Source organism: Agathobaculum sp. TL06, from assembly GCF_054658635.1.
In genome coordinates, this window is record NZ_BAAGGY010000006.1 from 1 (window position 1) to 21698 (window position 21698).

21 protein-coding genes and 1 rRNA gene are annotated in these 21698 nt (G+C 59.6%); 3 read left to right on the forward strand and 19 right to left on the reverse strand.

What is annotated here, in order from left to right; all coding sequences use genetic code 11:
- From ACYQ3S_RS04665 to rplS, 16 genes are all read right to left on the reverse strand, one after another.
- Positions 1–64: ribosomal RNA gene (locus ACYQ3S_RS04665) — 16S ribosomal RNA — on the reverse strand; the annotation flags it as partial.
- Between the two features lie 607 nt (positions 65–671).
- The gene (locus tag ACYQ3S_RS04670; protein ID WP_054327552.1) at positions 672–992 is read right to left on the reverse strand and encodes an SCP2 sterol-binding domain-containing protein; all 321 of its coding nucleotides are present in this window, start codon (positions 990–992) and stop codon (positions 672–674) included.
- 98 nt (positions 993–1090) lie between these two features.
- On the reverse strand, positions 1091–1483 hold the full coding sequence (locus tag ACYQ3S_RS04675) for a hypothetical protein (RefSeq protein WP_459687556.1): 393 nt from the start codon (positions 1481–1483) through the stop codon (positions 1091–1093).
- The gene (yihA, locus tag ACYQ3S_RS04680; protein ID WP_459687557.1) at positions 1480–2082 is read right to left on the reverse strand and encodes a ribosome biogenesis GTP-binding protein YihA/YsxC; all 603 of its coding nucleotides are present in this window, start codon (positions 2080–2082) and stop codon (positions 1480–1482) included. The genes ACYQ3S_RS04675 and yihA overlap by 4 nt, the downstream gene beginning before the upstream one ends.
- Before the next feature lie 15 nt (positions 2083–2097).
- Positions 2098–4515, reverse strand: a complete 2418-nt coding sequence (gene lon / locus ACYQ3S_RS04685) for an endopeptidase La (protein WP_459687558.1) — start codon at positions 4513–4515, stop codon at positions 2098–2100.
- 133 nt (positions 4516–4648) lie between these two features.
- Complete coding sequence (gene clpX, locus ACYQ3S_RS04690; RefSeq protein ID WP_459687559.1) at positions 4649–5965, reverse strand: ATP-dependent Clp protease ATP-binding subunit ClpX; 1317 nt, start codon at positions 5963–5965, stop codon at positions 4649–4651.
- A 39-nt stretch (positions 5966–6004) separates the two neighbouring features.
- Positions 6005–6586 carry an ATP-dependent Clp endopeptidase proteolytic subunit ClpP gene (gene clpP / locus ACYQ3S_RS04695; RefSeq protein ID WP_054327555.1) on the reverse strand — a complete coding sequence of 194 codons (582 nt, stop codon included), beginning with the start codon at positions 6584–6586 and terminating at the stop codon, positions 6005–6007.
- 225 nt (positions 6587–6811) lie between these two features.
- Positions 6812–8152, reverse strand: a complete 1341-nt coding sequence (gene tig / locus ACYQ3S_RS04700; protein WP_459687560.1) for a trigger factor — start codon at positions 8150–8152, stop codon at positions 6812–6814.
- 80 nt (positions 8153–8232) lie between these two features.
- Entirely contained in the window at positions 8233–8934 is a 702-nt protein-coding gene (locus ACYQ3S_RS04705; protein WP_459687561.1) for a metallophosphoesterase, read from the reverse strand.
- Positions 8935–8936: 2 nt separating this feature from the next.
- On the reverse strand, positions 8937–10430 hold the full coding sequence (thrC, locus tag ACYQ3S_RS04710) for a threonine synthase (RefSeq protein WP_459687562.1): 1494 nt from the start codon (positions 10428–10430) through the stop codon (positions 8937–8939).
- 21 nt (positions 10431–10451) lie between these two features.
- Positions 10452–11420, reverse strand: coding sequence for a dipeptidase (locus ACYQ3S_RS04715; RefSeq protein WP_459687563.1), 969 nt, complete (start codon positions 11418–11420; stop codon positions 10452–10454).
- A 2-nt stretch (positions 11421–11422) separates the two neighbouring features.
- Positions 11423–11773, reverse strand: a complete 351-nt coding sequence (locus ACYQ3S_RS04720) for a YraN family protein (protein WP_459687564.1) — start codon at positions 11771–11773, stop codon at positions 11423–11425.
- Positions 11770–12462: a ribonuclease HII gene (locus ACYQ3S_RS04725; RefSeq protein WP_459687565.1), complete on the reverse strand. Its 693-nt coding sequence runs from the start codon at positions 12460–12462 to the stop codon at positions 11770–11772. The genes ACYQ3S_RS04720 and ACYQ3S_RS04725 overlap by 4 nt, the downstream gene beginning before the upstream one ends.
- 132 nt (positions 12463–12594) lie before the next feature.
- Positions 12595–13446: a ribosome biogenesis GTPase YlqF gene (gene ylqF / locus ACYQ3S_RS04730; RefSeq protein WP_459687566.1), complete on the reverse strand. Its 852-nt coding sequence runs from the start codon at positions 13444–13446 to the stop codon at positions 12595–12597.
- A gap of 4 nt (positions 13447–13450) precedes the next feature.
- Positions 13451–14026 carry a signal peptidase I gene (gene lepB / locus ACYQ3S_RS04735; RefSeq protein ID WP_054327560.1) on the reverse strand — a complete coding sequence of 192 codons (576 nt, stop codon included), beginning with the start codon at positions 14024–14026 and terminating at the stop codon, positions 13451–13453.
- Positions 14027–14212: 186 nt separating this feature from the next.
- Positions 14213–14554, reverse strand: a complete 342-nt coding sequence (gene rplS / locus ACYQ3S_RS04740; protein ID WP_054327561.1) for a 50S ribosomal protein L19 — start codon at positions 14552–14554, stop codon at positions 14213–14215.
- Between the two features lie 237 nt (positions 14555–14791).
- Between rplS and ACYQ3S_RS04745 the strand changes: the two genes are divergently transcribed.
- Positions 14792–16102, forward strand: a complete 1311-nt coding sequence (locus ACYQ3S_RS04745) for an alpha-amylase family glycosyl hydrolase (RefSeq protein ID WP_459687567.1) — start codon at positions 14792–14794, stop codon at positions 16100–16102.
- A 53-nt stretch (positions 16103–16155) separates the two neighbouring features.
- Here ACYQ3S_RS04745 and ACYQ3S_RS04750 read toward each other — a convergent pair whose 3' ends face one another.
- Both ACYQ3S_RS04750 and ACYQ3S_RS04755 read right to left on the reverse strand, forming a co-directional pair.
- Positions 16156–18240 (reverse strand): S-layer homology domain-containing protein, encoded by a 2085-nt coding sequence (locus ACYQ3S_RS04750; protein ID WP_459687568.1) that lies wholly within the window; start codon positions 18238–18240, stop codon positions 16156–16158.
- Positions 18241–18310: 70 nt separating this feature from the next.
- The gene (locus tag ACYQ3S_RS04755; RefSeq protein ID WP_459687569.1) at positions 18311–19108 is read right to left on the reverse strand and encodes a YlmH family RNA-binding protein; all 798 of its coding nucleotides are present in this window, start codon (positions 19106–19108) and stop codon (positions 18311–18313) included.
- 137 nt (positions 19109–19245) lie between these two features.
- Between ACYQ3S_RS04755 and ACYQ3S_RS04760 the strand changes: the two genes are divergently transcribed.
- Entirely contained in the window at positions 19246–20229 is a 984-nt protein-coding gene (locus ACYQ3S_RS04760; protein ID WP_459687570.1) for a biotin--[acetyl-CoA-carboxylase] ligase, read from the forward strand.
- Positions 20230–20266: 37 nt separating this feature from the next.
- Positions 20267–20803, forward strand: a complete 537-nt coding sequence (locus tag ACYQ3S_RS04765; protein WP_459687571.1) for a hypothetical protein — start codon at positions 20267–20269, stop codon at positions 20801–20803.
- Between the two features lie 33 nt (positions 20804–20836).
- Here the strand turns inward: ACYQ3S_RS04765 and ACYQ3S_RS04770 are convergent, their stop codons facing one another.
- On the reverse strand, positions 20837–21658 hold the full coding sequence (locus tag ACYQ3S_RS04770) for an EFR1 family ferrodoxin (RefSeq protein WP_459687572.1): 822 nt from the start codon (positions 21656–21658) through the stop codon (positions 20837–20839).
- Positions 21659–21698 lie beyond the last annotated feature (40 nt).

Genomic DNA, 21698 nt, shown 5'->3' on the forward strand with positions numbered 1-21698 from the left:
CGACTTGCATGTGTTAGGCACGCCGCCAGCGTTCATCCTGAGCCAGGATCAAACTCTCTAAAAATTGTATTAAGAGAACTTTCGTTCTTTTAATCGACTTTAGAGTCTGACGTGTCGGTTTCTTTTTACTGGAGTTCCGACTTCCAGCGATTTACCAAGAGTATTACTCTCAGAATTTCAGGTTCGCACTACACACTCTTTCAAGTGTTAAGCTTTCTCGTTGTTTAATTTACAAGGTACAATCCGCTTTCACCGGAACCTTACGGAATCTTTCCAGATTCTTTCTTTTTCTCGGTGACAGCTTATTTAGTATACCAGAAGCAGTTCGCTTTGTCAAGAACTTTTTTCAATCTTTTTTTCAGATTTTCGAGCCGTTCTTTCTCTTTTCCGAACTTTTCCGGCCGCCGCCCCTTCCGAAGCAGCTTATTCAGTATATCAAACCCTAAGCTGTTTGTCAAGAACTTTTTTCTTCTTTTTTCAGCTTTTTCCGCCCCGCCCTCGCGCGGCTCGTTTACTATACTATATCCCCTGCTCCTTTGTCAACCCTTCCTTTCTCTTTTGCTTCGGTTTTCTGCGTTATGGCCACATCAAAAGCCTTTCCCCATTTTCTTATTTTATGCAAAAAACCGCCTGTTTGCAGGACAAACAGGCGGTTTTTTATAAACGAAAGCTTATTTCATCAATTCGGCCAGCAGCATTACCTTATCGACATTTCCCTCTACCTTGATTTTGCCTTCCGCAATGGCAACCTGCGGAATCAACTTCCCGTTAAGGATTTTCTCCAGATTGGTCAGCGTTCCAGATACGCTGGCATCACGATCGATATACTCATACGGCATTACCGAAAGCACGCCATTGAGGATCTCGATGTAGAAGACACCGGTGACCTTGCCGGTAAGATTAAACTGCACGGCTACCTTGCCCTGCGTCCCAGCAATATCCGCCTTGCTGAGTTTGTTGTAGATTTTGCCAATCAACTGATCAACGGTCATTGGAATCGCCCCCTGGTCGTATTTATAATCCTATTATACGTTTTTTCAGGAAAAATGCAAGTCCATTTTGCCTCTTTATCACAGATAATTCCAGCGGCTTACGTTTTGCGGACAAACTGTGTATGGCAGTGCGGGCAGGTGATGTTAATCTTCCCTTTTCCGCGCGGAACGCGGAGCCTTTGCTTGCACTGGGGGCATTTGTAATAGCGGTGCGTTTTTCTGTCCGCGAAGCGCATGCGCGCATTGCGGAGCTTGACCGAAACGGGTCCCCACCACCGCAAAAACTTTTGATTCTCCGCATACCGCGCCTGGATGTTGCGCGAAAAGATACGGAAATAGCACAGGATCAGCAGCGCGAGGATGAACACACCCATCCAGTTCCAGCCTGTGATCCATTCAATCAGAATCAGCGCCACGCCCAGCAAAAGCAGCGCATTGTTAAGCTGGTCGCTTCCATAGCGTCCAGCCATAAAACGGCGGAAGAAATTCATTGTTCCGAGCCTTCCTTTCCAATATATCCATAAATATGTGCAAGGACCTCGTCTCTTCCTATCCCTTTCTCCGCTGAAAACGGAATGACCGGCACCTCCACCGGAAGCAGGAGCGTCTGCCTGATTTCGGCCATATTTCCCTCCAACTGGCTTTTCTTAATCTTGTCCAGCTTATTGGCCACGACGATCCACGGCTTATCCGAGGCGCGGAACCAGTCCGCCATGGTCACATCATCCCGCGTCGGCTTGTGCCGGATATCGACGATCTGTATTCCGACCGTGAGCAGCCCTAACGCAAAATAGGTTTCCATCAGCGCCCCCCACCGCTGCTGCTCCGCTTTGGATACCCGCGCGTAGCCGTATCCGGGCAGATCGACCAGATACATCTTCCTGTCGATCATGAAATAGTTGATATGCACGGTTTTGCCCGGCTGCGCGCTGACGCGCGCAAAGTTTTTGCGGCCCAGCAGTTTGTTGATAACCGAGCTTTTTCCCACGTTGGACTTGCCGGCAAACACCACCTGCGGCAGTCCGTCCGATGGGAAATCGCTCTCTTTCACCGCAGAGCGGAGAAATTCCGCATTGTGCAGATTGAGCATGCTTCCCCGCCTCCGTTACTGTACAACCGGCGCCGCCGGCGCATCCGTATGCCTTGCGACCGGCCTGCGCGCCGATTTCTTCCTTTTTTCCGGCCGCTTCGAAAAATCGATCGCCGTTTCCATCACGGTGTCCATATGCGCGGCGGGAACGAACCGCAGCGTCTCGCGCACCACCGGCTCAATATCCTGCAGGTCGGGCTCGTTCTCCTTGGGGATGACTACCGTCTTGATGCCCGCGCGGTACGCCGCCATGGTTTTTTCCCGCAGGCCGCCGATCGGCAGCACGCGGCCGCGCAGCGTTACCTCGCCCGTCATGGCGACGTCATGCCGCACCGGTGCTTCGGTCAGCGCGGAAACCAACGCGGTCGTGATCGTCACGCCCGCGGAAGGCCCGTCCTTCGGGACGGCGGCCTCCGGAAAATGGATATGCAGGTCGTTATCCTTGTAGAACATCGGGTCGATATCCAGCGTCTGCGCGCGCGAACGGACGAATGTGACCGCCGCTTTCGCGCTCTCCTGCATGACCGTACCCAGGTTGCCCGTGACCTCGATCTTGCCCGTACCCGGCACGACCGCCACTTCCACCTCGAGCATCTCGCCGCCGACGCTTGTCCACGCCAGCCCGTTGACAATGCCGACTTCGTCCTTTTTGCTCACCACGTCGTCCTTGTAGGGCGGCACACCGAGCAGGCTTTCCATATTTTTATTCGATACGATCAGCCGCTTCCCGCCATCCGCGACATGCTTTGCCGCTTTCCGGCACAGCTTGGCGAGCAGCTGCTCCAGCCGCCGCACGCCGGCTTCCCGCGTATATCCGGCGATCACCGTTCCCAGCATCTTTTCGCTCAGCGTAAGCTGGGACTTCTGCAGGCCATGCTTTTTCATCTGCTTGGGCAGCAGGTGATGCAGCGCGATCTGACGCTTTTCCTCCTCCGTATAGGAAGACAGCTCGATAACCTCCATGCGGTCAAGCAGCGGGCGCGGCACGGTCGACAGATCGTTCGCCGTTGTCAGGAACAGCACGTCGGACAGGTCGAACGGCAGCTCGATGTAATGGTCGCGGAACGCAACGTTCTGCTCGGTGTCCAGCACCTCCAGCATGGCCGACGCCGGATCGCCCCGAAAGTCGCTGCCCATCTTGTCAATCTCGTCGAGCAGGATGAGCGGGTTTGCGGTCCCCGCGCGGCGCAGCGCGTCGATAATGCGGCCGGGCATCGCGCCGATGTAGGTCTTGCGGTGGCCGCGGATATCCGCCTCGTCCCGCACGCCGCCCAGGCTCATGCGCGCGTAATTGCGGCCCATCGCCTCTGCGACCGATTTGGCGATTGAGGTCTTGCCCACGCCCGGCGGTCCGACCAGGCACAGCACCTGCCCCTTCAGCTCAGGCGCAAGCACTTTGACCGCCAGGAACTCCATGATACGCTCCTTGACCTTTTTCAAACCATAGTGGTCCCGCTCAAGGATATCCTGCGCAGCCTGCAGGTCGTGCCGTTCCTCGCTTTTGCGGTTCCACGGCAGCTCCAGCACGGTATCCAGATAGGTGCGAACCACACCCTGCTCCGCGTTTGAGCCGCTCAGCTTGGCAAAGCGGTCGACCTCCTTCAGCAGCTTTTCCTCGCATTCCTGCGGCAGGTGCAGGGCAAGCACACGCTTGCGGTAGTCCTCCGCTTCCGCAGCGGCGTCCTGTTCGCCCAGCTCCCCCTGGATGACCTTGATCTGCTCCCGCAGATAGTATTCCCGCTGATTCTTGTCGATCTGCGTTTTCAGTTCGTCCTGTATCTCGTTTTCGATCTTGAGGATTTCGGTTTCCTCGCCCAGCAGGCGGATCACCATGGCCAGGCGCCGCGTCACGTTCAGCTCCTCCAGGATCTCCTGCTTGGCGGACACATCGACCGCGAGGTTCTGCGCGATATAATCCGCCAGCCAGCCCGGCGCGCCGCCCGCGGCGACCGTCATCTCCACATCGGGCGAAATGCGCGCCGCATGCTGCGCATACTCGGCGAAGCGCTCCTGCGCCGTGCGGACGAGCGCCTGGGCGCGCCGTTCGGTGACGCCCTCGAAATAATCCTCCAGTTCCTCCACTTCAGCGTAAATGCAGCCGTCGTCGCGCGTCGGATTGACGAACTGATGCGCCAGCGCGCGGCTGCGCCCTTCGACCAGAACGCGGATATTGTCGCCCGGCAGACGCAGGATCTGCTTGATCATGCACACCGTCCCCATCTGGTACAGGTCGCCCGGCGACGGGGTATCGGTTTTCAGTTCGCGCTGGGCGGTCAGGAAAATCATCTGCCCGTTCTTCATCCCCGCCTCCAGCGCGCGGATCGACATCATTCTGCCCACGTCAAAATGAATAATCATTTGAGGAAACGCTGTCAGGCCGCGCAGCGGCAGCACCGGCAGCCGCGTCAGCGTTGTCCCGATTGTTTCTATCATAGTTCCTCTCCTTGCGGAAAATAGTTGGATAAAGTCAGTATAGTATATTTTTTGTCGCTTGTAAAGCGCCGCATACTGTCAAAAAAGCAAAAAAGCGGGCGAAACGAACGTCCCGCCCACATTTTTCATCGTTTTATGCGCTTATATTCGGCATGGCCAGCTTTTCGACCTCGGCGTCCTTTTTCCCTGCGGACGGCAGCGCAAGCCGCGCGCCGTATCCCAGGACCGGCTCGCTTTTGCCCTCTACCACATCGCGCGTGATCGTGACGCGGTTGACCGTCTCATCGGACGGGATGCGGAACATGATATCGGTCATCACGCTTTCCAGCACGCCGCGCAGCCCGCGCGCGCCGGTCTTGCGCTGCAGCGCGATCTCCGCCACCTTGACGAGCGCCTCCGGCTCAAACGAAAGCGCGACGCCATCCATCGCAAACAGCGTCTCATACTGCTTGACAAGCGCGTTTTTCGGCTCCTGCAGGATGCGCACGAGCGCCGCTTCGTCCAGCGTATCCAGCGACACGATCGCCGGCAGACGGCCGATCAGCTCGGGAATCAGGCCGTATTTCATCAGGTCATGCGGCTCGATCTGCGCCAGCAGGCGGTCGGTCTGATCCTCCTGCTTGCCCTTCACCTCAGACCCAAAGCCCATCCCCTGCTTGCCGATGCGCCTCTGGATGATACCCTCGATCCCATCGAATGCGCCGCCGCAGATGAACAGGATATTGGTTGTATCAATCTGGATAAACTCCTGATGCGGATGTTTGCGGCCGCCCTGCGGCGGGACGTTTGCCGTCGTACCCTCCAGCATCTTGAGAAGCGCCTGCTGCACGCCCTCGCCCGACACGTCGCGCGTGATCGAGGGGTTTTCGCTCTTACGGGCGATCTTGTCGATCTCATCGACATAGATAATGCCGTGCTCCGCCAGCTCCACGTCAAAATCCGCTGCCTGTATCAGGCGGAGCAGGATGTTTTCCACATCCTCGCCCACATAGCCAGCCTCGGTCAGCGTGGTCGCGTCCGCAATGGCGAACGGGACCTGCAAGGTCTTGGCCAGCGTCTGTGCGAGCAGCGTCTTGCCGGAACCGGACGGCCCCAGCATCAGGATATTGGATTTTTGCAGCTCCACCTCGGTATCCGGATGATAAATGCGCTTATAGTGGTTGTATACCGCAACGGACAGCGCGACCTTCGCGCGGTCCTGCCCGATGACATACTCATCGAGCACGGCCTTGAGCTCCTGCGGGGTCGGCAGGCGCTCGGGCTGGATCATCGCGGTTTCTTCGCGTTCGTCCGCGGAAAAATCCAGCTCATCGTCCAAAATGCTGGTGCATACGCCGATGCACTCGTCGCAAATATACACGCCCGGACCGGCGATCAGCTTGCGCACCCGATTCTGCGGCTTGCCGCAGAAGGAGCATTTCAGCGTTTTTTCATCATCATAATTCGGCATATGGCACCTCTATCCGGCTAATTGCCCTTTTGTGTTTCCTCAATGCTTGTCGAACACCTTATCGATCAAGCCGTATTCTACCGCTTCCTCCGCGGACATGAAATTATCGCGCTCGCAGTCCGCGGTCACGACCTCGATCGGCTTGCCGGTATTTTCCGACAGGATCTTGTTCATGCGTTTTTTGATGATCTCCAACCGCTTGAGATGGATCGCCATATCCGTGATCTGGCCCTGCGTACCCGCAGAGGGCTGATGGATCATGATTTCCGCGTTGGGAAGCGCATAGCGCTTGCCCTTCGCGCCCGAAGACAGCAGGAACGCGCCCATCGAGGCGGCCATGCCGATGCAAATGGTCGAAACATCGCATTTGATATAATTCATGGTGTCGTAGATCGCCATGCCCGCTGTGACCGAACCGCCGGGGCTGTTGATATACAGCGAGATATCCTTATCCGGATCCTGCGCCTCCAGATACAGCAGCTGGGCAACGACCAGCGACGCGGTCGTGTCATTGACCTCCTCGCAGAGCATGACGATGCGGTCGTTGAGCAGGCGGGAGTAAATGTCAAACGAACGCTCGCCGCGTCCGGTCTGCTCGATAACCATTGGGACTAAACTCACGTTAAGACTCCTTTCCAAGAGGGGCGGAAGCGGCACGCTTCCATCCGGCGGGATACGGGGCGCGGGAACGCCCGCTCCCCCCGTCCCGCATGCTGGGAGACGGCGGCCGCCGGTTCCTCCCTGCGGGTTCCAGTGTAAAAGAGCCGCGCGGTGCCGCGGCTTTTTTACTGGGGGCGGCTGTACGTCCGCCCCGTACTTCTTATGCTTTTTTGCGCGGAAAGCGGATTACTCCGCCGCATCCTCCGCAGCCTCGGCTTCATCAGCGGACTTTTTCTTGGCCGCCGGCTTTTTCACCTTGGCATTTTTCTTGAGGAACTCCAGCGCGTTCGAGATCTTCAGATCCTCGCGCAGCGCGTCCGCATTAACGGCAGCCTTGATCTTATCGACCTCCATGCCGTACTGCTCCGCCATTTTACCATATTCCTCATCCACTTCCGTGTCGGAAACTGCGATATTCTCCAGCGCGGCGAGCTTCTGCAGCGCGAGACGGGTCTTGACCTGGCGCTCCGCCTGCTCGCGGAACATGCCGCGGAACGTGTTCATATCCGTGCCGGTCATCTTGAGGTACTGCTCCATCCCCATGCCCTGCATCTGCATGCGGTAGCCGAAATCCTGTACGGCGGAATCGATCTGGTTCTCGATCATGGCCTGCGGGATGTCCGCTTTCATAACCGCAATCAGGCCGTCGATCAGCTTATCCTCAAAATCGTGCTCGACCGCTTCCTGGCGCTGCGCCTTCAGGCGGTCGCTGATCTCCTTTTTCAGGTCGTCGAGCGTTTCGCAGGTGTCGGACACGTCTTTGGCGAACTCGTCGTCCATTTCCGGCAGGATGGTTTCCTCAACCTTATGCACCTTGCACTTGAACACGGCCTCCTTGCCGGCCAGCTCCTTGGCATGGTACTCCTCAGGGAAGGTTACGACAACGTCCTTCTCGTCGCCCGCCTTGCAGCCGATCAGCTGGTCCTCAAAGCCCGGGATGAACGAACCCGAGCCGAGCGTCAGCGCGTGATGCTCCGCCTTGCCGCCGTCAAACGGCTGGCCGTCGACAAAGCCCTCAAAGTCCAGATCGACCGTGTCGTTCTTCTTCGCCTTGCGGTCGACCGTTTCCGTGCGCGCGTTGCGCTGCGCCAGACGGTTCAGCTCAGCCTTGACGTCCGCGGCGAGGACCTTGACCGTTTCCTTTTCCACTTCAATGCCCTTATATTCGCCCAGCTCGACCTCCGGCTCAACCGGCACCTTGGCGATGATGGTCAGGCCGCCCTCTTCCGCAGGGTCGCCCAGATCGACGTCCGCGCGGCCCACCGGCTTGATGCCGGACTGCTCCACAGCCATATCCATCGCTTCCGGATATACAATATTAAAAGCCTCTTCAAAGAACACGCCCTCGCCGTACAGCTTTTCGATCATCTTGCGCGGCGCCTTTCCCTTACGGAAGCCCGGCACCGTGATATTTTTGCCGGTTTTCTTGAACGCCTTGTCCTTAGCGGCCTCAAACTCCGCCTTGGTTACCTCGATCGTCAGCGCGACAACGCTGTGCTCCTGCTTTTCCGTATTTTTCAGTTCCATGTTGCCAAACTCCTTACTTGAATACTTTGTTGTATCTAAGTTATTTTACCAGATTATTATAAGGATTTCCATACTTTTTTCTACTTTTTCAGAAAAATCGGGGTGAAATCCACATGATCTCCCGAAACCAGCCGCCATTCTATCCCCTCATGCACGCCCTCGACCGCGTAGCGCAGGCTTTCCGAGTGGAGGTGGCCGTAAATGCAGCGCCTGACGCCGTACCGCTGCATCAGCTCGATCATCGGCCCGCAGCGGAAGCCCGCATACAGCGGCGGGTAATGCAGGAAGCAGATGATCTCCTCCGGCTCCGCCGCCGCGCCCAGCTTGAGCGAGGCCTCCAGCCGGAGCAGCTCGCGCCGGAATATTTTTTCGTTATGCGGGTCGGAGAAATCCTCCTCAAACGGCCAGCCGCGCGTACCGCACAACGCGGTTCCGCCGTAGAAAAAACAGTTGTTATGCAGGAAATCGATCGTGGAAAAGCCGTTTTCCTCTAAAAAACGGTGCATTTTTGCCGCGGTCTCCCACCAGAGGTCGTGGTTTCCCTTGAGTATCAGCTTTCTGCCCGGCAGCCCGTCGATCAGGGCGAAGTCCCCCCTTGCTTCCGCAAGGCTGATGCCCCAGGAAATATCCCCGCCCAGCACAACGGTATCCTCCGGCGCGACGAGCGCGCGCCAATGCGTTACGATCTTATCCGTATGCCCCTGCCAGCGGCCGCCGAAAATATCCATCGGCTTTTCCACGCCCGTGGCCAGATGCAGGTCGGCCAGCGTATACAGCGCCATGCTTACAGGTCCCGCAGCAGGCTGACGGTCGAAAGGATATCAGCCTTGTCCACCACGCGCTCAAAGCGCGGGTGCCTGCCCGCCAGCGCGGCGAGCGGTGCGGGCGCCGGCACGCCCGTCAGCGCGGTCAATACGTCAAGCTGGGTCACGTCGTCCTTTTCCAGCGTCCCGCCGAGCGCCTCGATGACCGAACGGCAGAACTTGAACGGCGACGCCGTGGACGCGATCACAACCGGCGTCTCATCCCCTGTGCGGGCGCGGTAATCCTCGTATACCCGCACCGCAACCGCCGTATGCGTATCGCACAGGTAATGCTCGGTCTCCCACAGCGTCCGGATGGTTTCCGCGGCGGCGCGGTCGTCGCAGCAGCCCGCGTCGAAGTCCGCGTCGATTTTCGCAAACACATCCTTTGCGACCTGGTAGCTGCCGCCGCGCGCGAGCTTGTCCATCAGCTCCGCGACCAGCTTGTCGTCGTAATCCGAGGCAAAGAACAGCAGCCGTTCCAGGTTGGAGGAGATCAGGATATCCATTGACGGGGAGGTTGTGGTGTAAAAATCCCGATTCCGGTCATACGCGCCGCCTTTTTTGAAAAAGTCGGTCAGCACATTGTTGCGGTTGGAGGCGCAGATCAGCTTGTTCACCGGCAGCCCCATCTTCTTTGCAATATACGCTGCCAGGATGTTGCCGAAATTTCCGGTCGGGACGCAGATATTGATCTTTTCGCCCATTTTCACCGCGCCGCTTTTGACCATATCGCAGTAAGCCGAAACATAGTAAGCGATCTGCGGCGCTAAGCGGCCCCAATTGATCGAATTGGCCGATGACAGCATCATCCCGTCCCGATCAAGCTCCCCGCGCGTTTTTTCATCCGTGAAGATGCGCTTGACCGCGCTCTGCGCGTCGTCGAAATTGCCGCGGATGGCAACCACCTCGACGTTTCCGCCCTCCTGCGTGACCATCTGCAGCTTCTGCATGGGGGACACGCCATCCACCGGATAATAAACCATGATTTTGGTTCCCGCCACATCGTGGAACCCGTCGAGCGCAGCCTTTCCCGTGTCGCCCGATGTCGCCACCAGGATGCAGGCTGTACGCGTTTCGCCCGTTTTGCGCAGCGAGGCGGTCAGCAGATGCGGCAGCATCTGCAGCGCCATATCCTTGAACGCGCAGGTCGGCCCGTGCCACAGCTCGAGCATATGCCTGCCCCCGCCGAGCGCCACGACCGGCGCGGTATCCGCGCCGCCGAACTTTTCATCCGCATAGGCCTTGGCCGCGTAGTCCGCCAGCTCCTCTGCCGAAAAATCCGTCAGGAATTTGCCGAGGATGCATGCCGCGCGCCCCTTATAGTCCATGCCCGCCAGCGCTTCCCAGTCCTCCGCGGCAAGTGCCGGAAAGCCGGTCGGGCAGTACAGGCCGCCATCCGGCGCGATGCCGTTGGCGATCGCATAGGCTGCGGTCACCCTGGCCGCTTTGTTTCTTGTGCTTACATAATCCATATTGTTAAACCTCCGCAGTTTTTACAACATTTTTTGTACAAATGCAAATGCGTTATCATAAAACAGGCCGTCCACCGTGCTCTGCCGGTACCCCAGCGCGAGCATCCGGTCCGCAAGGCGGTACAGGTCGCCCAGCCCGTCTATGCCGGCCGGCAATTCGTCGCATCCGTCGAAATCGCAGCCCAGCGCAACCGTCCGCTCCCCATACAGCCCCAGAAAACGCTCGATATGGTCGATCGCATCCTCGATGGCCGAATCGCTCTGCCGTACCAGAAACGGCGTGTACAGGTTGATGCCGACCAGCCCGCCGCGCCGCGCGATCTCGGCAAACTGCCGGTCGGTCAGGTTGCGCGGATGCCGGCACAGCGCGCGCGAATCGCTGTGCGACGCTACGAACGGCCCGTCGATCGTCTCGCACACGTCCCAGAAGCCCTGCTCGGACAAATGCGACACGTCAACGATGATCCCCCTGTCCGCGCAGCCGCGCACCAGCTCCCGCCCCGCGTCCGTCAGGCCCTCCTCCTGATCGAGCGTCGCGGGGCAGCCGAAACGGCTGCGGTAATTCCACGTCACGGTAAGCAGCCGGACGCCCGCCTCGTAGGCGGCCTCCAGCGCGTCCGGACGGTCCGGCAGCAGTTCCGCGCCCTCGATGGACAAAAAGGCCGCGGCCTTGCCGTCCCGCGCCGCCTCCGCCAAATCGTCCGCCGAGCGGCAGAACGACAGCCAATCCGCATTATCCGCGAACTCGCGCCGCGCGGTTTCCAGCATGCGCTCCAGGCGGCGGTCCGCCGGCGTGTCAAGCAGACAGTCCCGTTCCCGCGCCAGCGTCTCGGAGGGCGCCCGCGCCCCGCAGAACAGGGCGAAAAACTGCGCGTAGTGGCGGTATTTTTGTGCGGCGGCGCGGTTCACATGCAGGTCGTTTTCCCGCAGGCGCCTGCCGGTTTCGCAGCACTCGTACAGGGTGTCGCAGTGCAGGTCGAACAGCTTCATACTCACCCTCCAAAGGCGTTTTCCAGATGGTTGATGCGCGGCGGGACAGGCGCGCCCTCCTCGCCGTACACTTCTATCACGTCAAACCGCGGCTGAAGGCCGGACGGATGCGCCTGCAGCCAGGCCTCCGCCGCCGCGATGACGCGCGCCTGCTTGGCCGCGGTCACATGCTCGCGCGCCGCGGCGAAGCGGTCGTTTTTCCGCGTCTTGACCTCGACAAATACAATATATTTTCCATCCCGCGCAATCATGTCGATTTCCCCGAAGCGGGTGCGGAAATTGGTCGCCTCCGTGCGGTAGCCGCGCTGCTCCAAAAAGGCGCGCGCCGCGCGCTCCCCCCACGCGCCTTTCATCGCGGCGCCTCCGGATGCTTTTCATAAAACTTTCTCAGGAAGGTCCTCCGGTGGATCGGACACGGCCCGTTGGCAAGCAGCGCCTGATCGTGCGCCCGTGTCTCATACCCCTTATGCTTTTCAAAGCCATATGCCGGATACCGCTCCGCGAACCGGCGCATCAGCCGGTCTCTTGTCACCTTGGCGAGAATGGAGGCCGCCGCGACCGATGGGATTTTCGCGTCGCCTGCCACCACGCATTCATGCGGCAGGCCGAGTCCCTCGGAGCGATTGCCATCCACATAGGCGAAGTCGGCCGGACGGGTCAGGCCCTCGACCGCCTGCCGCATCGCGCAGTAGGTGGCCTGCAGTATGTTGATCTCGTCGATCGTCTTTTCATCCACCAGCGAAACCGACCAGGCGAGCGCGTTCTCCGTAATCACCTCGAACAGCGCTTCCCGCTTTTTCTCGCTGAGCTTTTTCGAGTCGTTCAGCCCTTCGATCTGGATGCCGCCCGGCAGGATAACCGCCGCCGCGCACACCGGCCCCGCGATCGGGCCGCGGCCCGCTTCATCCACGCCGCAGACTGCGGAATAGCCCGCCGCCCATGCCTTTTGCTCAAATTCCCACGTCATCGCAACGACCTCTTTGGAATGGATAATCAAAGTCCCCGCGCCGCAGCGCGCATGGAACAGAAAATTGCCACGCAATTTTCATCCAGACCCGCGAAATGCGCGTGGGTCTGGATACCCCGACCCAGCCGCCCTGGGCGGCGTCCTTCGGGTATCGAAAGCCGGTTTCTCCGGAACCGGTTTTCGTATATAGGGGACTTTGGAAGTCCCCTATACGCTCTCAAGCGTGATCCTTCCCAGCACCCCGCCCCGAAACTCGTCGAGCAGGATGCGGGCCATGCGCTCGGTATCGATCTCACCGCCGCGCAGCAGAAAACCGCGCCGCCGGCCCGCCTGCTGCAGCAGGTCGTAGCCCAGAAAATCGCTTTCCTCCGGCATCACGACGCCGTACCGGCCGGCAATTGCCTGCGGCGCCTGCACCGCGAGCAGCTCCATCAGCCTGCAGCCGAGCGTTTCCACATCCAGGATGTCGTCCTTGATCGCTCCGGTACATGCCAGCAGAATACCGACCCGCTCATCATCAAACTTCGGCCACAGGATGCCCGGCGTGTCCAGCAGGTCGATGCCGTTTTCCACACGGAACCACTGGCTGCCGCGCGTCACGCCCGGCTTGTCCGCCGCCTTGGCGGACCTCCGCCCGAGGATGCGGTTGATGAACGTGGATTTGCCCACGTTCGGGATGCCGACCACCATCACACGGACCGCCTTCCCGACCAGCCCTTTCTCATTCCACGCCGCGATCTTGTCCGCGAGCAGCGCGCGCACCGCGCCTGCGAACGCCTGCGTCCCCGTTCCCGCGCGGCTGTCGGTTTCAATGACCGCCATGCCCTGCGCGCGGAAGTGCTTCGCCCACGCGGCAGTCATCGCCGGATCGGCCAGATCGATTCGGTTGAGCACCATCAGCCTCGGCTTTCCCGCCGCGATTTGGTCCATATCGGGATTGCGCGAAACCTGGGGGATGCGCGCGTCGACAACCTCGCACACCGCATCCACCTGCTTGATATATTCCGCCATCTGCCGGCGGGTTTTTGTCATGTGTCCGGGATACCATTGTATATTCATCGCGTTACGCCACCGATCCAAACGCGCTGAACGGGTATACCACGCTCAGCACATGCCCCAGGATATATCGCTCATCCACCATGCCCAGGCTGGACCACCGGCTGTCGGTCGAGTAATTGCGGTTGTCGCCCAGCACATAGATGCAGCCCTCCGGCACGGTCTGCGGATAGGTCATATCGCCCATCTTCTCCAGCGTGTTGATCTTTTCTGCGATATACGGCTCGTCGAGCGCTTCGCCGTTTACCAGCACGTCTCCCGTGACCGGATCGATATCCACCGTATCTCCGCCGGTCGCGATGATGCGCTTGACGATCGGCTGGTCCCCATAAAAGCCCTCCTTGCGCAGCACGACAATGTCGCCCTTTTCCGGCGTGTAATTCAGGTTGCTGACCAGCATGATGCTGTGATCCTCCAGCGTCGGGTACATCGATGTCCCGTCCACACCGATCAGGCGCACAAAAAAGGTGAATACGACGACAAAAAATATCAGCACGGTCATCAGGGATTCTCCCCAGCTGAACAGCTCGCTGGAGAAACGCCCCTCTGCCTTCTTTTTCTCTTCGGTCTGCGTTTCCTGCATGAATAATTCCTCCAAAAAGATAAGCATACGATTTTATTATAGCTATATATCGCCTGCTATGCAAGCCCAAATCCTCCGCGCCCGCGCTTTCAAGGGCTTCGCAGCCGGCCCCGCAGACAAAAGCCCGCCCGCCGCTGATACAAAAACGGGGAGCATAACGCTCCCCGTTTTTGTATTTGGTTGTTCTCAAACCTTCTCGGCAACCTTGGCAGCCTTGCCCACGCGGCCGCGCAGGTAGTACAGCTTGGCGCGGCGGACCTTACCGCTGCGCACAACCTCGAACTTCGCTACGTTCGGGGAGTGTACCGGAAACGTCTTTTCAACGCCTACGCCGTAAGAGATGCGGCGCACGGTAACCGTCTGGTTCACACCAGCGTGCTTCTTGGCAATAATGATGCCCTCAAACACCTGAATACGCTCGCGGTTGCCTTCCTTGATCTTCGCGTGTACCTTAACGGTATCGCCGATCTTGAGCTCCGGCAGGTCGCTCTTGAGCTGCTGCTCGGACAGTACTTTGACCAGATCCATTTTTCTGTCATCCTTTCGTCTTAGACATTCTTGCCCTATTTTCTGAAAATAAGCAGAGGAATGCCCGTGTTACCGATTAATAATACCATATCGCGCCTCGCTTTGCAAGCATTTTTTATTTTTATTTGCACGGCTCTGCCGCGCCGATGTAAAGTTTCCGCTTTTGCTTGGTTTTGCCGCGTCCATCGTGTATACTATTACTATATCCCCAGAGGGAACAGAAAGGAGCTTACCCCTATGTGGGCTTATGAAAGCGTATTCTATCAGATCTATCCGATCGGCTTCTGCGGCGCGCCGCGCGTCAACGACGGCCAAACCGTACCCCGCATCCGGAAAGCCGGCCGCTGGGCGGAGCACATCGCCAGGCTTGGCTGCAGCGCCGTATATTTTTCCCCGCTTTTTGAATCTGACAGCCACGGCTACGACACCCGCGACTTCCGCAAATTGGACTGCCGCCTGGGTACGAACGAGGACTTTGCCGCAGTCTGCAGCGCGCTGCACCAGAACGGCATCCGTGTCGTGCTCGACGGCGTGTTCAACCATGTCGGCCGCGGCTTCTGGGCTTTCCGCGACGTGCAGGAGAAAAAATGGGATTCCCCCTATAAGGACTGGTTCCATATTTCCTTTGATGGCAATTCGGGCTATAACGATGGTTTCTGGTACGAGGGCTGGGAGGGCCACTACGAGCTGGTCAAGCTCAACCTGAAAAACCCCGCGGTCGTACAGCATATCTTCGACTGCATCCGGCTGTGGGTGGACAAATTTGATATCGACGGGCTGCGCCTTGACGTGGCCTACTGCTTAGATAAGGATTTCCTCCGCCAGCTCCGCGCGTTCTGCGACACGCTCAAGCCCGACTTTTTCCTGGTCGGCGAGCTGCTGCACGGCGACTATAATCAGTTCGTGGGAGAGGGCATGCTGCATTCCTGCACCAATTATGAATGCTACAAGGGCCTGTATTCCTCCCTGAACAGCATGAACCTGTTCGAGATCACCCATTCCCTGCTGCGCCAGTTCGGTCCGGAAAACTGGACGCTCTACCGCGGCAAGCATCTGCTGGGGTTTGCGGACAATCACGATGTCACGCGCGCCGCGTCCATCCTGCAGAATCCCAGGCACCTGCCGCTGATTTACGCGCTGCTGTTCGGCATGCCGGGCATCCCCTGCCTCTACTATGGCAGCGAATGGGGCGCCAGGGGCGAAAAACGCGAGGGCGACGACGCGCTGCGTCCCGCGTTCGACGCGCCGGAGTGGAACGAGCTGACCGACTGGATCACCGCGCTGGCAAAGGCGCACCGCGGCAGCAAGGCGCTGTGTTACGGCGATTTCAGGCAGGTCGTCCTGACCAACAGGCAGTGCATCTGGGAGCGCGCCTGCGAGGGTGAGCGCGTCCTTGTAGCGGTCAACATTGACGACCAGCCCTACACCGCGCATTTTGACGCGAAATGCGGCCGGGCGGTCGATCTGATCACCGGCGCGCCGCACGATTTCGGCGGCGGCAGCGAGCTGCCCCCCTATTCGGCGTTTTTCTGGCAGTGCGAGCGATAACTCCAAACAGGCAAAGGCCGCCGGCGGAACCGGCGGCCTTTTTTGTCCACTGCTTAAATGTAATCGATGACCAGCGTATATACCGAATTGTCCGACATCGTCACGGAAAATTCCACATATCCGCTCGAACGGCGGAAGTTCTCGAGCGCGGTTTTGGTAAGGGTCAGGGCTTTATCCGATACCTGGTAGTCCGTCCCCTCCTTCAACGTCTGCACAGAACCGTTTTTGACCGCGGTGACATTGCGCACGGTGAGCCGGCTGAGCGGCAGCGCGAAGTCAGGCTCGCTCGGCGCATAGGTGTCGTATTCCGCCACAAAGGTGTTGACGCCCTCGGGGGTGGAATCCTCCACCGTCAGGTTGAGCGTCCGCTGCTCCCCGTTCGCCAGGTCCACCGCCACGGTATATGTACCCGCGCGCAGCTGGGCCAGCAGGCCGCGCCGCAGCACCAGCGCCCGCGTGGAATTGTTAAACCCATAATCGATGCCTGACAGCCCCAGCACAACGCGCACGATATCGCTTTCCGCGCCGACCCCGTCCAGCTTGACGCTCAGGTCCTTGAAGCCGGACGACTTATAGTACCGGTCGAATACCAGCTCTTCCGCGTCCGCGGTGGCCGAGGAATTGGTTACTTTGACCGCGATGCTCGACCGCTTGCCGTCCGAAAGCGTAAGCACCAGGGTATGGCTGCCCCTCGTCAGTGTGCCGAGATAGGAAGTCAGCAGCCGGATCCCCGAGCCGGTCGTGTTGTAAGCGACCGACGGGGACAGGGTCACGCCGTCGCACGTCACAGAGGATACCGATTTTCCGGAAGGCAGCGAAATATTCACCCCGCTGCCCAGCGCGGACAGGTCGTTCAGATCGACGCTGATGCTTGCCGGCTCCACGCCCGCCGTGCTTGAAACGCTGACCGACTGCCCGCCGATCGTGGCCGTCACCCCGCGGCCGAGCGTATAGCCGGAAACCGTGACGCTGCTTGCGAAGCTGACCCCGTCCGCGTTGATATCCGCCTGATAGACCGAGCCGTAGCCCGTGATGGACGCGGCCTTATCCGCGGTCAGGTGATAAACCGCCGTACCCGCGGTCGTGCTGACCGTGGCTTCGTCCTCGAGCGTCAGGTTTGTCACGTTCGCGTCCAGCGTCAGCGAGACGCGCTCCCCGCCGTTCACAACGATATCCGCATATCCCTCATACCCCGTGGTTGTCAGCCCTTTTTCATACAGGGTAGCCGCGGTCTGCACCTCGGTCTGCTTGATGTGCGTAGCGCCTGTTGCAGTTACCTGCATCAGGCGCCCCATCGGAGACGAAACAATCATATGGTCGCTCGTCGTATTTACCATTGTAACCGTGCCGCCGGACACGATGATCGAACCGTTGACCGTAACATTGGTCAGCGTCACGGCATCCGAGCCGAGGCCCTCGGTGATGTACAGGTCTCCCTGAATCGCCGCATCGGACAGCGTGCAGTTTTCCGATATCGTCACATTGGTGGTATCGGTTTTCAGGTCCGCGCCGGTGTAAGCCTTGCCGGCCGTGGAAAGCGACGTCCCCAGATAATAATACAGGATCTTCGCGACCTCGCCGCGCGACACGACCTTGCCCGGCTTAAACGTGCCGTCGCTGTAGCCCGCGATAAAGCCCTTGTCCGCTGCGGCCTTGATGTAACCCGCGGCCCAGTCGGACACCTGGTTCTTGTCCGTGAACGTCAGATCGGACGGGGAAACATTTCCCGGGTCGGCCTTGAACAGACGGCCGATGATGACCGCGGCCTGCTCGCGGGTCACTTTGCCCTCCGGCTCCATTTTATTGTTTCCCGTGCCGTTGATGTAGCCGTACCGCGCCGCGATCTGGATGGTTTCATAATACCATGCGTTCGACGGGACATCCGTATAGGAAATGGAGGTCGTCTCCGTGAAATGGAACGCGCGGTTGATATACCGCATAAACTCCGCGCGCGTCATATCGCGGTCGGGCTCATAATTGCCCGTTGTCGCGCTGGGGTTGATCACGCCCTCGCGGTCAAGATATTCGATGTAGCTTTTTGCCCAGTGCGACTCGATATCGGACGCCGCGAGGGCCGTTGGGAGCATCGTGACCAGCATGGCCGCGCTCAGCAGAAAAGACAACCATCGTTTTTTCATATCTAACACCCCTTATTGCTGTTGTCATCAGTGTACCATACCAATGCGGTTTTGACAACAGGCATTCTTTTCATACTGTTTTAACAAAATTGATAAACAGCCTTCCCTTGCGGCTGGTGCCGCCGAACGCCTCGATCCGTGCGCGGCCCAGGCCGCGCACGGTCAGCCGGTCGCCCTCGTCCACCTGACGCTCCGGCTTGAGGCAGGGCGCGTGGTTCAGGAACACCAGCCCTTTTTCAATCCGCACCTGCGCCTCTGTCCGCGGCAGGCCGAACACCAGCGCCACCACGCTGTCCAGCCGCGGCGACGCAACCGACCCGCTTCCGCTTTTTTCGACGGCGGAAGCCGCCTTGAGGTTCCCGATTTCCTCCCTGGTAAGCGAAATCTGTTTTCTTCCAGCCTTGGAAAAATGCAGCAGAATGAAATCCGCCATTTCCTCCAGCACCAGGATGTCCGCCCCTTCGTCATGCACCAGAATGTCGCCGATGACCGCCCGCTCGATCTGCAGCCCCATGAGCGCGCCCAGATAGTCGCGGTGGGTCAGCGCATCCTCTTTGCGCTTGTGCGCGCGCAGCAGCGCGAGCGGCGCGGCCTGTCTGGCGCCGTCCCCATCCAGATAGTCCGGATAAAACAGGTATACGCCCCGCTCGGCGTCCTCATAACCGCCCCAAAACAGCGCATGCCCCGCCGCGCCGCTCAGCCGCACCGCCTCCGCGCAGAGCGCGCGCTCGTTCAGGTCAAGGAATTTGGTATGCGTCAGATAGCCGCGCGACACGCAGGTCTGCTCCTTGTCCAGCAGTCCCGCGAGCAGCAGCCGCTCCTCGTTCGACCGCGCGAGCGCGGCCAGTATCTCCTGTTTGTTTTTCACGTTATGCCCTCTCTTACTTTTCCAAAGCTATTTTCTATTGTACTCTTTCCCCTTTTCGTTTACAATAGTAAGGAAAGTGTGTCCCGCACAAAAAGCGGACGGCACAATACAGAACATGACTCATCAGGTACAGGGGGATGATCCGGTTGGCAGTCAAGGACGCGGTGCTGCGGGCGCTGGAACAGGCGCGGGGAGAACGTCTGTCGGGCGGCATGCTCGCGGAGCGGCTGGGCGTGTCGCGCGCGGCGGTACACAAGGCGATCGGCGTGCTGCGCGGCGAAGGGCTTGCAATCGACGGGGTCCCCGGCGAAGGCTACCGCCTTGCGCCGGATGACGACAGCCTGACCGCAGCCGGCGTCCAGGCGCTGCTGGACACGGATTTTGTCGGGCGCGACATGCTGGTCGTCCCCTCGCTCACCTCTACCAACACCGTGCTCAAGGAGCGGTACCTCGACCGTCCGCACGGCTTCACCCTGCTTGCCGAGGCGCAGACCGGCGGGCGCGGACGGCTGGGACGCTCTTTCTCCTCCCCCGCGGGTACCGGCGTATACCAGACCATCCTGCTGCATCCCTCGCTCCCTCTGTCGCACATCCAGTTCGTCACCATAGCGGCCGCGGTCGCGGTGGCCGAAGCGATCGAGCGCACCGCCGGCTTCTGTCCGCAGATCAAATGGGTCAACGATGTCCTGATGCATGGGCGCAAGCTGTGCGGCATCCTGACCGAAGCCACTATCGAAGGCGAAACGGGTACGGTCAGCTCGCTGGTCGTGGGCATCGGGGTAAACCTGCGCACCAATCCGGCCTGGCCGGAGGAGGTGCGGCAGGTGGCGGGCGCCCTGAGCGAATTCGGCACAGTCCCGCGCCGCGCCGCCTTTGCGGCGGCGGTGCTGTCCCGCTTCGAGCGCGCCTACGCCCTGCTGGAGAGCGGCCGCGAGGCCGAGCTGCTTGACCGGTACCGAAACCGCCTGTGCTGCATCGGCAGGCCGGTCACTGTTATCACCCCCGCCGGCAAGTACCAGGCCGACTGCACCGGCCTTGACGGAAACGGCCACCTGCTCGTCCGCGACGCGCAGGGCGCCGTGCGCACGCTGTCCTCGGGCGAGATCAGCATCCGCCTGTAACCCTCTGCCATTTGATCGATAAAAAGGAGTATCCGCCATGTTTCAAACCGCCGCGGGCGTTACCGTCCCCTTCCCCGAAAAGCTGTCCGAGCAATACCAGCGGGATGGCGACACCCTGACCTGCAACCTCAGCTTTGAGAAGCTGCCTGATTTTGTCCGCTCTTTTTATGCGGAGCTGGAGGAGCCGCTGTTCCTCGCCATCCATCCGGACGCGGAATCCGGCGAGGTGTGGTATCTGGACGGCATGACCAAAAAGCAGCTCACCCTGATCCTGGACGGATACGGGGAACTGCTCTATCAGGACGGGCTTTCCGCGTTCGCCATCGGCTCGCTCGCAACCGAGGAGGAGCTTTTCGTGCAGAAATACAAGGTCCTGTCTCTTTACAGCCCGCAAAACGGCCGCTTCGAAGCGCTGCTCGAACGGTTTGGCGTTGTTCCGACCGCGCACCTGGTCACCGCGTGGGATACGTTCTCGGCCGAGTACCCGGGGTCCGCCTCGCGCCTGGAAATCGCGGGCCAGACGGTTCCGGACATGATAAGGGAGCTGCAAAAAATCGGCATGTATAAAGGCTGACGCATAGCGTCAGCCTTTTTAATTTGATTGGCTTTAGAAAAACAGGCTGACCTCCGCGCGGCGTTTGTAGCCCTCCTCCAGCTCGGTCTTATGGTATAAGTAACCGGCGTCGTCATAATATTTCGCGCCCTGCGGGCATTTTTTAACGCAGGCGCCGCATTTGATGCAGATGCCCGTGTATTCCCGCACGTTTTCCGGATTGATCGACCCCATCGGGCATACCGCGGCGCAAATGCCGCACTGGTCGCAGGCTTCGCCGGTCAGCGGCTTTACCTTGCGGATGTCCACCGGATTGCCCGCGCGGTCGCGCGGCTGGTAATAGGTGCGCGCCTCCCGCGCGCGGCCCGGCACCTCGACCGGAGCCGTCTGCGCATCCACTCCGGCCAGCCGCGCGGCCGCCTGCTCGGCAAACTGCGCCGCAAGCAGCAGGTCGTCCGCGTCCGGACGTCCCGCCGCCAGCGTTTTCGAAAAGGAATGCTCCCCAACGAACGCCGCCGCCGCAAACGGGCGGAAACCGTTATCCGCCAAAATATCGCGCAGCTCGATCAGCGCGTCGTCAAACGCGCGGTTGCCGAACGTCACGACCGGAATCGCCGCCGCACCGCTGCCCTTTACCGTTTCCAGGTATTTGAGCAGTACGTTCGGCACGCGCCCCGCATAGGTGGGCGTACCGAAAACGACCACATCCCCCGCCGCGAACTCCGGCGCGGTCCGCCGCGCCGCCGGCAGCGTAAAATCATATGTCTCCACAGGAAGCCCCAGCTCTGCCGCGAGCCGGTCCGCTATCGCGGATACGACGGTTTTTGTCGTCCCCGTCGCGCTCCAATACATCTTCCATACCCGTTCCGCTTTCATATTTTGTCCCTCCTTGTCCCTTTTGCGGGCGCCGTACCGC

Bases quoted from the DNA above. Each gene is read 5' to 3' on its own strand.
- ACYQ3S_RS04670 (WP_054327552.1), bottom strand. From the start codon at position 992: ATGACCGTTGATCAGTTGATTGGCAAAATCTACAACAAACTCAGCAAG.
- ACYQ3S_RS04675 (WP_459687556.1), bottom strand. From the start codon at position 1,483: ATGAATTTCTTCCGCCGTTTTATGGCTGGACGCTATGGAAGCGACCAG.
- yihA (WP_459687557.1), bottom strand. From the start codon at position 2,082: ATGCTCAATCTGCACAATGCGGAATTTCTCCGCTCTGCGGTGAAAGAG.
- lon (WP_459687558.1), bottom strand. From the start codon at position 4,515: ATGATAGAAACAATCGGGACAACGCTGACGCGGCTGCCGGTGCTGCCG.
- clpX (WP_459687559.1), bottom strand. From the start codon at position 5,965: ATGCCGAATTATGATGATGAAAAAACGCTGAAATGCTCCTTCTGCGGC.
- tig (WP_459687560.1), bottom strand. From the start codon at position 8,152: ATGGAACTGAAAAATACGGAAAAGCAGGAGCACAGCGTTGTCGCGCTG.
- ACYQ3S_RS04705 (WP_459687561.1), bottom strand. From the start codon at position 8,934: ATGGCGCTGTATACGCTGGCCGACCTGCATCTGGCCACGGGCGTGGAA.
- thrC (WP_459687562.1), bottom strand. From the start codon at position 10,430: ATGGATTATGTAAGCACAAGAAACAAAGCGGCCAGGGTGACCGCAGCC.
- ACYQ3S_RS04715 (WP_459687563.1), bottom strand. From the start codon at position 11,420: ATGAAGCTGTTCGACCTGCACTGCGACACCCTGTACGAGTGCTGCGAA.
- ACYQ3S_RS04720 (WP_459687564.1), bottom strand. From the start codon at position 11,773: ATGAAAGGCGCGTGGGGGGAGCGCGCGGCGCGCGCCTTTTTGGAGCAG.
- ylqF (WP_459687566.1), bottom strand. From the start codon at position 13,446: ATGAATATACAATGGTATCCCGGACACATGACAAAAACCCGCCGGCAG.
- lepB (WP_054327560.1), bottom strand. From the start codon at position 14,026: ATGCAGGAAACGCAGACCGAAGAGAAAAAGAAGGCAGAGGGGCGTTTC.
- rplS (WP_054327561.1), bottom strand. From the start codon at position 14,554: ATGGATCTGGTCAAAGTACTGTCCGAGCAGCAGCTCAAGAGCGACCTG.
- ACYQ3S_RS04745 (WP_459687567.1), top strand. From the start codon at position 14,792: ATGTGGGCTTATGAAAGCGTATTCTATCAGATCTATCCGATCGGCTTC.
- ACYQ3S_RS04750 (WP_459687568.1), bottom strand. From the start codon at position 18,240: ATGAAAAAACGATGGTTGTCTTTTCTGCTGAGCGCGGCCATGCTGGTC.
- ACYQ3S_RS04760 (WP_459687570.1), top strand. From the start codon at position 19,246: ATGATCCGGTTGGCAGTCAAGGACGCGGTGCTGCGGGCGCTGGAACAG.
- ACYQ3S_RS04765 (WP_459687571.1), top strand. From the start codon at position 20,267: ATGTTTCAAACCGCCGCGGGCGTTACCGTCCCCTTCCCCGAAAAGCTG.
- ACYQ3S_RS04770 (WP_459687572.1), bottom strand. From the start codon at position 21,658: ATGAAAGCGGAACGGGTATGGAAGATGTATTGGAGCGCGACGGGGACG.